The organism is Streptomyces sp. AM6-12, assembly GCF_044327085.1.
GTDB lineage: Bacteria > Actinomycetota > Actinomycetes > Streptomycetales > Streptomycetaceae > Streptomyces.
The window spans coordinates 4,500,767-4,514,628 of sequence record NZ_JBIQWN010000001.1 but is presented as its reverse complement, the minus strand read 5'-3'; the positions used below and the strand labels follow the sequence as shown (position 1 = coordinate 4,514,628).

At 71.4% G+C, this 13,862-nt stretch carries 9 protein-coding genes; 6 read left to right on the top strand and 3 right to left on the bottom strand.

The window, feature by feature from the left end:
- Nucleotides 1-413 precede the first annotated feature (413 nt).
- The 5 genes from ACE4Q9_RS20490 (at nt 414) to ACE4Q9_RS20470 (ending at nt 4,969) form a co-directional block, all read left to right on the top strand.
- Nucleotides 414-1,400, top strand: coding sequence for a DUF4129 domain-containing protein (locus tag ACE4Q9_RS20490; protein WP_397985677.1), 987 nt, complete (start codon nt 414-416; stop codon nt 1,398-1,400).
- A complete protein-coding gene (locus tag ACE4Q9_RS20485; RefSeq protein WP_397985676.1) occupies nt 1,397-1,933 on the top strand; it encodes a hypothetical protein in 537 nt (178 codons plus the stop codon). Before ACE4Q9_RS20490 ends, ACE4Q9_RS20485 begins: the two co-directional genes overlap by 4 nt.
- Nucleotides 1,934-1,998: 65 nt before the next feature.
- Nucleotides 1,999-3,006, top strand: a complete 1,008-nt coding sequence (locus ACE4Q9_RS20480) for an AAA family ATPase (protein WP_397985675.1) — start codon at nt 1,999-2,001, stop codon at nt 3,004-3,006.
- Nucleotides 3,003-4,346: a DUF58 domain-containing protein gene (locus ACE4Q9_RS20475; RefSeq protein WP_397985674.1), complete on the top strand. Its 1,344-nt coding sequence runs from the start codon at nt 3,003-3,005 to the stop codon at nt 4,344-4,346. Before ACE4Q9_RS20480 ends, ACE4Q9_RS20475 begins: the two co-directional genes overlap by 4 nt.
- Nucleotides 4,343-4,969, top strand: coding sequence for a hypothetical protein (locus ACE4Q9_RS20470; protein ID WP_397985673.1), 627 nt, complete (start codon nt 4,343-4,345; stop codon nt 4,967-4,969). The genes ACE4Q9_RS20475 and ACE4Q9_RS20470 overlap by 4 nt, the downstream gene beginning before the upstream one ends.
- Nucleotides 4,970-5,243: 274 nt before the next feature.
- On the opposite strand, the gene ACE4Q9_RS20465 is transcribed toward ACE4Q9_RS20470, so the two are convergent.
- Both ACE4Q9_RS20465 and ACE4Q9_RS20460 read right to left on the bottom strand, forming a co-directional pair.
- Nucleotides 5,244-6,758 carry a hypothetical protein gene (locus tag ACE4Q9_RS20465; protein WP_397985672.1) on the bottom strand — a complete coding sequence of 505 codons (1,515 nt, stop codon included), beginning with the start codon at nt 6,756-6,758 and terminating at the stop codon, nt 5,244-5,246.
- Nucleotides 6,759-6,940: 182 nt separating this feature from the next.
- On the bottom strand, nt 6,941-11,902 hold the full coding sequence (locus tag ACE4Q9_RS20460) for an NAD-glutamate dehydrogenase (protein WP_397985671.1): 4,962 nt from the start codon (nt 11,900-11,902) through the stop codon (nt 6,941-6,943).
- A gap of 577 nt (nt 11,903-12,479) precedes the next feature.
- On the opposite strand from ACE4Q9_RS20460, the gene ACE4Q9_RS20455 reads away from it, so the two are divergent.
- Nucleotides 12,480-13,046, top strand: a complete 567-nt coding sequence (locus tag ACE4Q9_RS20455; protein WP_397985670.1) for a DJ-1/PfpI family protein — start codon at nt 12,480-12,482, stop codon at nt 13,044-13,046.
- Nucleotides 13,047-13,189: 143 nt separating this feature from the next.
- On the opposite strand, the gene ACE4Q9_RS20450 is transcribed toward ACE4Q9_RS20455, so the two are convergent.
- Nucleotides 13,190-13,858 (bottom strand): HAD family hydrolase, encoded by a 669-nt coding sequence (locus tag ACE4Q9_RS20450; RefSeq protein ID WP_397985669.1) that lies wholly within the window; start codon nt 13,856-13,858, stop codon nt 13,190-13,192.
- Nucleotides 13,859-13,862: the final 4 nt, after the last annotated feature.

The following is a 13,862-nucleotide window of genomic DNA, read 5'->3' as shown; positions in this document are numbered from 1 at the left end:
GGGCGTGCGTCTGCGGGTCGATGAACAGCGGGAATGACGTGGCCGATCCGGTCAGCAGGGCTGATTCGGCGTCACATGCGTGTCGCCGAATCATCCGGGCACCGCGGGGCTCGCCTGGAGCGGGTGCCAAGCCGTTCCCAGGCGAGAGCAACAGCTTGAACGGTGGCCCAGACCACTGACAACGCCAGCGCCTGAACAGACCGGCTCGGCGGGCACCTGTTCAGGGCGTCGATGCCGCGGCACAGCGGCTCGTGCCCAACCGAGAGACGGCAGGAAAAGGTCCGTAAGGATTGCCGTAAGCCGGCAATGAAGTGGCGCGACTCGCCGTGTCAGGATTCCGTCAAGTCGGAGATCGGCGACAAAGACCGGGGACGGCGCGCATGGCCTAGCCGATCACCAGGGAGGGGGTGGCGGTGGGGCTACAGCACACAGCGGGCGGGCGACGGTGGCACCGCGCGATCGGCGCTGTACAGGCCGCGTCGGCGGTGCTGGTGGTGGGCGGAGCGGCTCTGGGAGCACTGCTGCTGCACCCCGACAGGGGCCTGTTGGCCAAGGGCCGCGGGCCTCTCGGCGGCAACCCCGTCTTCGTGGTCGGCCTCGCCCTGCTGTCACTCCTCGGCGGCTTGGGCCTGCGCGAGAAGTACCAGGAGCAGGTCGGCGCCGCCCGGGAACTCAACCCGGTGGAACGGCGGTTGGTTGACGGCGTGAGTCGCGTCCTGCTGGTCGCGTCGCTGGTCGTGCCGCTGCTCGTCCTGGCCCTGCACCGGTTCGGTTCGTCCGGCGGCAGCCACCAGGCCGGCCAGAGGGACGGCCGCGGATCGTCACCGCTTCCCAGCCCGCGACAAGACCTGGCACCCACCCCGCCACCCGCACAGCATGCCGGGCACGCTGGGCACAGCATGCACTTCGGGCTGACGCGCATCCCGCTCGCTCTCGGCATCGCCCTGCTTGTCGTGGTCGTCGTGATCGCCGGGCTGCATCTGTGGCGGCGTCTGACCCGACCGCCGGTGCCCGAGGCCCCGGCGACGTACGCGACGCTCGACGGCGAGCAGGAACGCCTGGCCCAGGCCGTGAACGCCGGGCGGCGTGCCCTGCTGGACGGAAACGACGCCCGCGCAGCCGTCATCGCCTGCTATGCCGCCATGGAGGAGTCGCTCGCCGACTCAGGCGTAACCCGGCGCACCTCGGACAGCCCGCAGGACCTGCTGGAGCGGGCCGTCGCCGGCGGCCTGCCCACGGGGGCGGCCGCCGCGCTCACCGCCCTGTTCCGCGAGGCCCGTTACTCCACGCACCCGATGGACGGCAGCCACCGCGACCGGGCCGCGGCCGCGCTCGCCGAGGTGGCCGACGGCCTGCGCTCGCGCACGTCTGGACCCGAAGCCGTGACGGGTACCTCGTGAAGGCGCCCACCTGTACCCGGGTCATCGTCAACTCCGTTCCCCGCAGGCCTGGTTCGGTACGCCACTCGCTGGCCGTTCTGGGCACCGTCGCAGTCGCTGCCGAAGTGCTGCTCGCCCTGGCCGACGGTGCCGCCGCGGCCGCCACCGGCCTCGCCCTCATCACCACAGTCGCACTGGCCCTGGGGCGCTATGCCGCGGGCGGCGCCGCCCAGGACAGCGGCTATCGCAGGCCGGTGCGCCTGCTGGACAGCCGGGCCCCGGCGCTCGGCGGGTGGCATCGCATCGTGGCCAAGGCCCTCGCGGACGACGGTGACCCGCACTTCGACACCGTCATGCGGCCGCAGTTGCAGCGGCTGTTCGCCGCCCGGCTGGCCGAACGGCACGGCGTGCCGATGTACCGGAACCCGCGACGGGCCCGGGCGCTGGTCGGAGTCGACCTGTGGCCATGGATCGATCCCGAGGCGACAGCTCCGCAGCCCACTCTCCCCGAGCCCGTCCTACGCTCTCTGCTCGACCGCCTGGAAGCCCTGTGACCGGTGGCGCTGCGGCCGACCCCGCAGCCCGCGCATCCCGACCCCTGCCCCGTGAGGAACCGACGGTGACCAGCCCACAAACTACTGCGGACCACGACATCCTGACTCCCCGGCAGGCGGGCGAAAGGGCCGCGGTCGTGCTCGACGAGATCCGCACGGCCGTGGTCGGCAAGGCGGAACCGCTGGCGCTGGTGATGCTCGGCATCCTCGCCGGCGGCCACGTCCTCATCGAGGACCTGCCGGGACTCGGGAAGACACTGCTGGCGCGCTCCTTCGCCACCGCTCTCGGCCTGGACTTCCGCCGCATCCAGTTCACCCCGGATCTGCTGCCCTCCGACGTCACCGGAGCTCCGTTCTACGACCAACGGACCACCGACATGGTCTTCAGGCCCGGACCGGTCTTCACCCACCTGCTGCTCGCCGACGAGATCAACCGCACCCCGCCCAAGACCCAGGCCGCGCTGCTGGAGGCGATGGCCGAGTCCCAGGTGTCCGTCGACGGAAGTACCCGGTCGCTGCCGAAGCCCTTCGTGGTCGTCGCCACCGCCAACCCCATCGAGTACGAGGGTACGTACACCCTGCCCGAGGCCCAGCTCGACCGGTTCCTGCTGCGGGTTCGTATGGGCTACCTGACGGCGTCCGAGGAGACAGGCATGCTGCGCGCGCGTGTCGATCGGGCTGCGCCAGAGGCTGTCCTGCGTACGCTCAGCGGTCCGGGCGAAGTGCTGGCCATGCGGGCCGCTGTCGAACGCGTCGAGGTGGACGACGACCTGCTGGAGTACGTCGTCGCGCTGGTCGGCGCCACCCGGGCCCACCCGCACATCCAGGTCGGCGCCTCTCCGCGCGGCGGCCTGGCCCTGGTGCAGCTCGCCCGCGCCCGTGCCGTCCTGGACCTGCGGGACTACGTGACCCCGGAGGACGTCAAGTCCGTGGCGGTGCCGGCCCTCGCGCACCGCGTCACCCTCAAGCCGGAACTGTGGGTCCGGCAGATCGACGGGGACGACGTGATGCGCGAAATCGTGCAATCTGTGCGCGCCCCGCAGACCTTGCCGCGCACGCCGGTCGCGTCATGACGGAGCCCGTGCCAACCCGCGGAGCGGCTGTCGTCGTTCAACGGGCCCTGGACGGCCGTCACGACGTGACCGCCGAACCCCCGTCGCCCCCTCCGCCCGGCTGGCGCGCCGGCGAACGCGCTTTGCGGCTAGGCACGTTGGCCGTCGTCGCGCTGGCCGCCGCGCTGGTCACCGGCCGCCCCTGGATACTTGCTCTCGCCGTCGCGCCCCTGGTGCTGCTCGCTCTCGCCCTGCCGAACGGGCGCCCGGAGGCGGTGATGACCGAAGCCGAGGTGGAGCCGCGGCGGTGCTTCGAAGGCGAGCAGGTGACGGTGCGGATCACGGTGTCCTACGACGGTGAGCCCGGCCGTCTGGACCCCGGCGTCGCCCTCGGTCACGGGGCCCGGCTCGATCACCTCGCGGTCGGCCCGCACCACGTCGATCTCGTCCTGACCGTGCAAAGTTGGGGCCGCTGGACGCTCGGCACCGTCGATATTGACGTCTACGACCGTGGCGGCCTGACCCGGCGCACCGTCCGGGCCGGACTCGGAGAGGTCGCCGTCTTCCCGCTGCCCGGACACGCCGGCCTCACGCCCATCCCGGTCCGGCTGCCGCAACGGCTGGGCGAACACACCGCCGTGCAGCGCGGCGAGGGCGTCGAGGTCACCGGCGTGCACCCGTATGTGCGCGGCGAACGGCAGCGGCGGATCCACTGGCCGGCCACCACCCGCCGCGGCACCCTGCAGGTCCACCAGTTCGCCGCGGAGCGCACCGCCGACACCGTGGTGCTGCTGGACGTACTCGCCGACGTGGTCGACCCGGTCACCGGCGCCTCCTCCCTCGACGAAACCCTGCGGACTGCTGCAGGACTGGTCCGCGCCTACCTGCGCACCCACGACCGGGTCGGCGTCGTATCAGTCGGTGGAGCGACACGCTGGCTGCAACCGGGCAGCGGCCAGGGGTACTTCTACCGCATCGTCGAGAGTGTGCTGGAGGTCCGCAAGGACCTCGCTTACCGCACGGAGGGACTCAGCCTGCTCCCACCGCCCGCGCTGCCCGAAGGCGCGCTGGTGTACGTCATCACGCCACTGACCGACCAGCGGATTTTCGACATCCTGCACCAAGTGCGCGGACGGGCCAACCCGATGGTCGTGGTCGAGATCCCCAGCGGCGACCCAGTCGTGGAACCTGGCGACATCGAAGGTGAACTCGCGCTGCGGCTGTGGCGGGCCGACCGCGAGGCCATGCGCTTCGCCCTGGTGGAACGCGGCATCGCGGTCGTCGCCCACCGGTCCGGAGAGACCCTAGACCTCGCCCTTGCGCCGCTGCTGCGCACCCGCATCCACGGGGGGACCCGATGACCACCGCCCCCGCTCGGATCGCCCGGCCACGCCCGCGCCCGGCCGGCAGCCGGGACGCCCGGCTCACCGCACGTCTCACCTCCCGCATCACCGACCGCTTGCTCGGAACGGCCCTCGCCGTCGCCGCCTGCAATCCGCCAGCCGTCATGCACGCACCGCTGCCGGTCAGGGTGCTGGTGGTCACAGTGGCGGCGGCCGCGTGGTGGGCCGCTCCGATGGTCGACGCCCGCCCCGTCCTGACCTCCATGCGCTGGCGGACCATCGCGGCCCGCCGCAGGACGACGGTGCTGCCGGCCGCCGCGATCGCGGTCGCCGCGGTCACCGGCCCCGCGGTCTGGCTGGTCGTCTGCATCGCCGCCCTGCTGATTGCCTACCTGCTCGTAACCGACGCCTGGACAGTCGGTGTCACCGCCCCGCCCGGCCGCCCACAGGCGACTCCCGCACTGGCGGCCGTCGCCGCGACCGCAGTGGTCCTGCTCGCCGCCCAGGCGCCGGTCGCAGGCACCTCATGGGCACGTCTGCCCGCCTCACTCGCCATCACCGCGACCACGGTTTGCCTAGGTTCTGTCGTCAGACGTCACGCCCGCATCAGGAGTGATGCGAGGGCGACGGCTGCTTCGTAGGACTGGGCGGTCTCGTCGTACCGGGTCGCGATGCCTCGCCATTGCTTCAAGCGGTTGAAGCACCGTTCCACGACGGTCGTGATGAGCGCGCACGATCGCGGAATCGACCGACACCAGCCACTCGATGTCCCCCGCCGCGTCCGCCCTCGTTCAGCACCCTGCGGTCGTCCAGCCGCTTCCGCCCCCGCAACGACGCAGGCGCGCTGGGGGTACCCCTCTGGGGGAGGCACCCGGCCAGCGCCGGTGAGCGCACCCATCCCCGCCCGGCCGCGGCTCATCGCACCACCCGGTACAGAACCTGGTCGGCAGGACCCGTCGTCACCTTCCGCAGGTCCGGTCCGGCCAGGTCCGCCGGGCCGACGACCCAGCGCACCCCGTACTCCCGCAGAATCCCCCGCCGCTCCGCCGCCGGCGTCCCCGGCGCGAAGAACCGGGACACCGCGGCGGAGCGTTCCGCCGAATCCCGCAGGAACACATCCGGATACCCCGGCGCCACCGTGTACCCGCCGTACGCCGGAATCTGCCGCGCCGGCACCGTCCGCGCCATCACCACATCCCCGTACCGCACCCACGGCGTGATCCAGTGGTAACCGACCCACGGCGCCTCGTACTTGTCGGCGAGCACGGACGGCAGCGCGGACTTCCCCGTCGCATACCCGATCGTCCCCGCCTGCCCCCAGAAACCCACCGCCAGCGCCAGCCCGAGCACACATGCCCACCCGGCCCGCACCGCCCGCCGCCCCGCGGTCACCGCCTCCAGCGCCGCCGCGAGCTGCGCCGGGATCAGCGCGGCGGGCATCGCGCGGCCCCAGGAGTAGTGCCCGGTCAGCCCGCCCGCCACGACGACCAGCACGCCCAGCGCGAAGAACAGCGCCAGCGGATCCCAACGGTTCCGCCGCAGCCGCGGCACCAGCGCCGCCACCCCCAGCAGCACCAGCCCGAACCGCGCGAACAGGTGCTGGTACAGCGACTTGTGGATGGCCTCCAGATCCGCCCCGGCGGAGAACAGCGAGAAGAAGTCGTAGTACGGCCACACCCACAGCAGCACCGCCCCGAGCAGCAGACCGCCCCCGAGCCGGAGCCACACCTGCCGCCCCGGACGGGCGGAGACGACCATGGCCAGCGCCCCGAGCGTGGCGACGACGCCCGTGAACTGGTGGCAGAGCAGGATCAGCGCCCACAGCACCCCGAGGGCCGGCCACCGCCCCCAGGACGCCTCCGTCCGCAGCGCACGGGTGAGCCAGGCCCAGAAGTGGAAGCTGAGGCCGAGCGCGAACACGCTCGGGTAGGAGATGGTCAGGGCGAGGGAGTGCAGCCCGATGAACCCGCTCCAGTTGAGGACGGCCGTCCCCCACAGCAGCACCAGGCTCAGCAGCGCCAGCGCCGGCGCCGCGCGGTGGTCGCTGAGCGTCCTGACGTACCGCCACACCCCGGTGACCAGCAGGGTGAGCCCCACCAGCGCCCCGATGCGCAGCACCACGAACACCGACAGGCCGGTCACCTTGGCGAGCGCGCCCAGCAGCAGCATCCACGGCGAGTAGTACGGGCTCGGCGTGTCCGCGTCGACCAGTGGGTTGCCGGGGTGCAGCAGGCTGTGGGAGAGCCGCTGGATCGTGGCCGCGTGCATGCCGAGGTCGCCGATCCAGGGCAGCCGGACGATCACCGCCAGCAGCAGCGCCACCGCCAGCACCGCTGCCACCTGCGGCACCACACGGGCCGCCCGTGCGCCGCCGCCCGCAGGCTCCGGGCGGCTCAGCTGTTCTTCGAGGTCAGACTGTGCTGCGTGCATTCTGCTGGAACACCCAATCGCGGAAGCCCAGGTAATTACAGCGCAGACCCTATCCGAAACACACCGATAAGCAGGAAACGGTAAATCCGCCTATCTCCTTTGTACAAAGGACGGCAAGAAAGGGAACGCCCCGGACCGATTCTCCATCGGACCGGGGCGTCCCACCCGCCTGCGCGGTATCGCTACGCGTGCGTGCGCAGCAGCGTCCGCATCGTCCGCATCGCCACCGACAGGTTGGCGAGGTCGAAGGAGTCCGAACTGCGGATCTCCTCCAGGGTGGTGCGCGCCCGGCCCAGGATCGGGGCGTTCTTCTGCTCCCAGGCCGCGAAGCGCTGCTCCGGCGACGAGGCGCCGTTGCCCGCCGTGAGCACGTCCGCGGTGAGCGCCGCGTGCGCCGCGAAGAGGTCCTCGCGGATGGAGGCGCGGGCCATGGACTGCCAGCGGTCGTTGCGGGGCAGCTCGATGATGCGGTCCATCAGCTGGGTGATGCCGAGGCGGTCGGCGAGGTCGTAGTAGACCTCGGCGACGTCCAGCGGCTCCTTGCCCATGCGGTCGGCCACCGAGACGATGTCGAGCGCCGGGAAGGCGGAGGAGAACCCGGCCACACGGGTGGCCAGTTCGTCCGGGACGCCGGCCGCGGACAGCTCGTCGTACACGTGCTGGTACCACTCCAGGTCCGCGCCCCGCACCAGCTTGGGCAGCTGCTGCCAGACCTGCTCGACGCGCTCGGCGAAGAACTCCACCGTCTCGGCGAGCTGGAGCGGCTGCGGCCGGTTGTTGAGCAGCCAGCGGGTGCCGCGCTCGACCAGTCGGCGCGAGTGCAGCCGGATGCGGGTCTGCACGGCCGCGTCGACCTTGTTGTCCAGGGCCTCCACCGCGTCCCACACCGGGGCCGAGCAGAAGATCGCGCGGGCCGCGGTCTGGGCGCGGACGATCTCCTCCAGGGAGGCGCCGGTCTCCTCGCGCAGCCGGTGCAGATACGTCGTACCGCCCGTGTTGACCGTGTCGTTGACCAGCACCGTGGTGGTGATCTCGCGGCGCAGCGGGTGGTTGTCGACTGCCTCCGCGAACCGCTCGCGCAGGGCGGTCGGGAAGTACGCGTGCAGCAGTCCGCGCAGGTACGGGTCGTCGGGCAGCGAGGTGGCGAGCAGCTCCTCGGCGACCGTGATCTTCGTGTACGCCATGACGACGGCCGTCTCCGGACCGGTCAGGCCCTGGCCCTGGCTGAGGCGCTCGCGGATCTGGCGGTCGGTCGGCAGGAACTCCAGCGCCCGGTCCAGGTGGCCCTCGCGCACCAGGTGGCGCAGGAAGCGCTGCTGGGCGTGGAGCATGTCCTTGGCCTGGAACAGCGCGTTGGCGAGCGCGGTGTTCTGCGCGTAGTTGTTGCGCAGCACCAGCGCGCCGACCTCGTCGGTCATCTCGGCGAGCAGCTTGTTGCGCTGCTTGATGGTCATGTCGCCGTCCGCGACCAGGCCGTTCAGCAGGATCTTGATGTTCACCTCGTGGTCGGAGGTGTCCACGCCGGCGCTGTTGTCGATCGCGTCGGTGTTGATCTTGCCGCCCTGGTGGGCGAACTCGATACGGCCGAGCTGGGTCAGGCCCAGGTTGCCGCCCTCGCCGACGACCTTGACGCGCAGGTCGGCGCCGTCGACGCGGATGGCGTCGTTGGCCTTGTCGCCCACGTCCGCGTTCGACTCCGCGGAGGACTTCACGTAGGTGCCGATGCCGCCGTTCCACAGCAGGTCGACCGGCGCCTTGAGGATCGCCTTCATCAGGTCGGCCGGCGTCACCTTGGCGATCTTGCCCTCGATGCCCAGGGCCTCGCGGATGTGCGCGTTGAGCTGGATCGACTTGGCGCTGCGCGGGAAGATCCCGCCGCCCGCCGAGAGCAGCTCGGTGTTGTAGTCGGCCCAGCTGGAGCGGGGCAGCTCGAACAGGCGGCGGCGCTCGGCGTACGAGGTGGCCGCGTCCGGGTTCGGGTCGATGAAGATGTGCCGGTGGTCGAAGGCGGCGACCAGGCGGATGTGCTCGGACAGCAGCATGCCGTTGCCGAACACGTCACCGGACATGTCGCCGATGCCGACGACCGTGAAGTCCTCGGACTGGGTGTCCACGCCCAGCTCGCGGAAGTGCCGCTTGACGGACTCCCAGGCGCCGCGCGCGGTGATGCCCATGCCCTTGTGGTCGTAGCCCGCCGAACCACCGGAGGCGAAGGCGTCGCCGAGCCAGAAGTTGTACTTCTCGGCGACCCCGTTGGCGATGTCGGAGAAGGTGGCGGTGCCCTTGTCGGCCGCGACGACCAGGTAGGTGTCCTCGCCGTCGTGCCGCACCACGTCCTTGGGCGGGACGACCTCGCCGCCGACCATGTTGTCGGTGATGTCCAGCAGCGCCGAGATGAACGTCTTGTAGCTGGCGACGCCCTCCGCGAGCCACGCGTCCCGGTCCTGTGCCGGGTCCGGCAGCTGCTTGGCGACGAAGCCGCCCTTGGCGCCGACCGGCACGATGACGGTGTTCTTCACCATCTGCGCCTTGACCAGGCCGAGGATCTCGGTGCGGAAGTCCTCACGCCGGTCGGACCAGCGCAGACCGCCGCGCGCGACCTTGCCGAAGCGCAGGTGCACGCCCTCGACGCGCGGCGAGTACACCCAGATCTCGAACGCCGGGCGCGGCGCGGGCAGGTCCGGGATGGCCTGCGGGTCGAACTTCATCGACACGTAGTCGTGCGGGTGGCCGTCGGCGCGGCGCTGGAAGAAGTTGGTGCGCAGGGTCGCCTTGATGACGGTCAGGAAGGAGCGCAGGATGCGGTCCTCGTCCAGGCTCGCCACCTGGTCCAGGGCCGCATCCAGCTCCTCCAGCAGCGCGTCCGTCAGCTCCAGTCCGGCCTGCTGGCGCTCCGGGGACATGCGCGCCTCGAACAGGGAGACGAGCAGCCGGGTGGTGTGGACGTTGTTGCGGAGGGTGTCCTCCATGTAGTCCTGCGAGAAGGTCGAACCGGCCTGCCGCAGGTACTTGGCGTAGGCGCGCAGAACCATCGCCTCGCGCCAGGTCAGCCCGGCGCTGAGCACGAGGGCGTTGAAGCCGTCGTTCTCCGCGCGCCCGGTCCAGGTCGCGGCGAAGGCCTCCTGGAAGCGCTCGCGGCCGTCGTCGCCCAGGTAGTCGCCGTTGCCGGCGCCGAGCGCCTTCGGCAGCCGCAGCCCGAAGTCGTAGATCCAGCCGGTGGTGCGGTCCGAGCAGCGCAGCTCGTACGGCCGCTCGTCCACGACCTCGACGCCGATGCGCTGGAGCACCGGCAGCACGGCGGACAGCGAGACGGAGGCGCCCTTGCGGTAGATCTTGAAGCGGCGCTCGTCGGGGGCGGCGCCGACCGGCTCGTACAGGCTCAGCGCGAAGTCGTTGCCCGGCTCCTCGGTCAGCCGCTCCAGGTGCACGAGGTCGGCCACGGCCGCGCGCGGGGTGTGGTCGGCCTTGTAGCCCTCGGGGAAGGCGTTGTTGTAGCGGCGCAGCAGCTCGGCGGCGCGCTCCTCGCCCAGCTCGGCGTTGAGCGCCTCGGTGAACCCGTCCACCCAGGAGCGGGCGGCCTCGACCAGGCGGGCCTCGATGCGGTCCTTGTCGGCGTCCGACAGCTCGGGCAGCTCGGTGCCCTGCGGGACGCGGACGACGAAGTGCAGCCGGGACAGGATCGACTCGGTGTTCCAGGCGGTGAAGTCGACGCTGATGCCGCCGAGCTCCTCCTTCAGGATGTCGATGATCCGCAGGCGCACGCCGGTGGTGTAGCGGTCGCGCGGCAGATAGACGAGGGCCGAGTAGTAGCGGCCGTATTCGTCCTGGCGCAGGTACAGGCGCAGCCGGCGGCGCTCCTGGAGGTAGAGCACGCTGGTGACGATCGACTGGAGCTCGGCGGCCGGCGTCTGGAACAGCTCGTCACGCGGGTAGGTCTCCAGGATCTGGAGCAGGTCGCGGCCGTCGTGGCTGTTGGGCGAGAAGCCGGCGCGGTCGAGGACCTCGGCGACCTTGCGGCGGATGACCGGGACCCGGCGCACCGACTCGGTGTACGCGGCCGAGGAGAACAGGCCGAGGAAGCGGCGCTCCCCGACGACGTTGCCGTCCTTGTCGAACTTCTTGACGCCGATGTAGTCCAGGTACGACGGCCGGTGCACGGTGGCCCGGCTGTTCGCCTTGGTCAGCACCAGCAGCTTGTGCTCGCGGGCCTTGGCGCGGGCGTCGGCCGGCAGCCGCTCGAAGGAGGGGCTGACCGGGTGCTGGTCGTCCTCGTCGTGCTGCGGGTCGGAGCGCAGGATGCCGAGGCCGGTGCCGGGCACGGCGGCCAGGGTGTCGTCACCGCGCAGCTCGTACTCGCGGAAGCCCAGGAAGGTGAAGTGGTCGGCGGCCAGCCAGCGCAGCAGCTCGCGGGCCTCCGCGACCTCCGCCTCCGGCAGGTCGGCCGGGACCGGCTCGCTCTCCAGCTCGCCGGCGATCCGCGCCGCCGCCTCCCGCATCTTGTCCCAGTCCTCGACGGCCTCGCGGACGTCGGAGAGCACGCGCAGCAGGTCGGAGGTGATCTCCTTCAGGTCAGCGCGGTCGGTCTCACGGTCGATCTCGACGTGGATCCAGGACTCGATGTGCGCGTCGTGCGGCAGCTCGGCCGGGTCGACGGAGGTGGCCGGGGTGGGCAGGATCTCCAGCAGCTTGCCGGTGAGATCGCGGCGGACCACGAACTGGGGGTGGATCACGGCGTGGATGCCGCGCCCGCCGCGGGTCAGCTCGTTGGTGACGGAGTCGACCAGGAACGGCATGTCGTCGGTCACGACCTCGACGACCGTGTGGCTGGACGTCCAGCCGTTCTCCTCGACCGTCGGGGTGTGCACCCGGACGTTCGCGGTGCCCTGGGGGCGGTTCTCGGCGAGCCGGTAGTGCGAGACCGCGGCGCCGAAGACGTCCACCGGGTCGCGGTCGTCGAGGTCTTCCGGTGCGGTGTGCAGGTAGTAGCGCTGGAGGAACGCGAGGGTGGACTCGTTGTCCGGGGTGTCCGGGGAGCCCTCGCCCGTCGACCCGGTCGGTAGGTGCCCCCCGACCGGGCTGTTCTCAGCTACCCGAGCGGCCCGTTCGAGCAGCTCGGCCTTGGCTTCGTCCAGCTTGGTCTGCATTGTCCTCTGGCTCCTGTCGCGCGCCGTTGCGTGACGTAGAAGGAAGTACGGGATCTTCCCCTGCGGCTCGACGCCACGGCCCGGAGTTTCCGGTCCGTTCCGACGCTATGCCGCCAGGCGGGATGAGCGGGGGGTATTCGGCCGTTTCCGACACGACCACGTGATGTGACGCTGCTCTCGGCACCGTCGCGTTCCGGGCCGGCCTTGGCGTCCTGGGGGCAGCGGCGCCCCCGTCCCGCCCGCGAGGACCAGCGACTGCCGCCCGGTCACGGAGGTCCTCCGTGCAACCCGGGCGCAGGGCGGGAGCCTGATCGCTCCCGCGAGCTATCGCGCTGATCACGCCACAAGGCTATCGCCCCGCACCCCGGAACCGTCATGAGCCGTATGTGTACAAAACAGGGGGTCAAACTTTGACGTTCTGCACAGCGCCCGACGCCACCCGAGTGGCGTAATCGGATTCGGCCAGATGGGGGGCGGGATGGGGTAGCGGCCCGGCGCCCCGCGCCGCACCCTGAGAGCTGTACGGCCCAGGAGTTGCCGGGGAGCCCGTCCCCGTCCGTCCCGGAGGAGCGCCGACATGCCCGCGAAGATCCTCATCGTCACCGGCGACGCCGCGGAGTCCCTGGAGGTCATGTACCCCTACCAGCGGCTGCGCGAGGAAGGCTACGACGTCGACATCGCGGCCCCCTCCCGCAAGACGCTCCGCTTCGTCGTGCACGACTTCGAGCCCGGCTACGACACCTACACCGAGAAGCCCGGATACACCTGGCCCGCCGACCTGTCCTTCGCCGAGGTGGAGCCCGGCGCGTACGCCGCCCTCGTGATCCCCGGCGGCCGGGCCCCGGAGTACCTGCGCAACGACCCCGAGCTGCGCAAGATCCTCAAGGCGTTCTTCGACGCGGACAAGCCGGTCGCCCAGATCTGCCACGGTCCGCTGCTCACCGCGGCGATCGACACCCTGCGCGGGCGCCGGGTCACGGCCTACCCGGCCCTGGAACCCGACATGCAGGCCGCCGGCGCGAGCTTCCAGGACACGGAGACGGTGACGGACGGCACGCTGGTCTCGGCACGGGCGTGGCCGGATCACCCCGCCTGGATGCGGGAGTTCCTCAAGGTGCTGCGGGCGAAGGCGCCGGTGAACTGAGACCCACTTGGCCGCGGGCAGTCGTGCCGCTGGGGCGGCACGGGTGGGCGCAGCGGCACCCGCCGGCGCCGGTGAGCGACCCGGCCCCCGGCCGGCACGAACGCCGGGCGCCGACACCGGCCAGGGCACCTGTGAACGCCCCGTCACACAGCTATTCGCTGCGCCACCTCCACCGCCTCCGCCAGCGTGTCCACCACCGGGACGCCGACCTCCTCCAGGCTGGCCCTGCTGTGCGACCCCCCGGTGTACAGCACCGCCCCGGCCCCCACATGCCGCGCCGCGACCGCGTCGTCCGCCGCGTCCCCGATCACCACCGTCCGCCCCGGGTCCACCGCCCCCGCGAGCCGCGACAGATGCCGCACCATGTGCTCCGCCTTGCTCCCACCGGACGGCCCCGTCCGCCCGTCGACGCGCACGAAGTGCTCCTCGATCCCGAACCCCCGCACGAGCGGCACCAGGTCCTCGTGTCCGTACATGCTCAGCAGCGACTGGCTGTGCCCCGCCGTACGCCACCCCCGCAGCAGCTCCGCCGCCCCGTCGGTCAGCGTGCACCGCGCCCGCCGCTCCGTGTAGCGCTGATGGAATATCCCGTCCATCAGCTCCCACTCGGCCTGGCTCGGCAGCCGCCCCATCAGCCGCTCGTAGAACTTCGGCACCGGCACGCAGTACAACGCCCGGTACTGCTCCAGCGTGATCGGCGCCAGACCCAGCTCCGCGAAGGCCGCGTTGGTGGCCTCGATGATCGCCTCGTTGTCATGGAACAGCGTGCCGTTCCAGTCCCAGACGATGTGCGCGTGTGCGTGCTTCCCCATGACC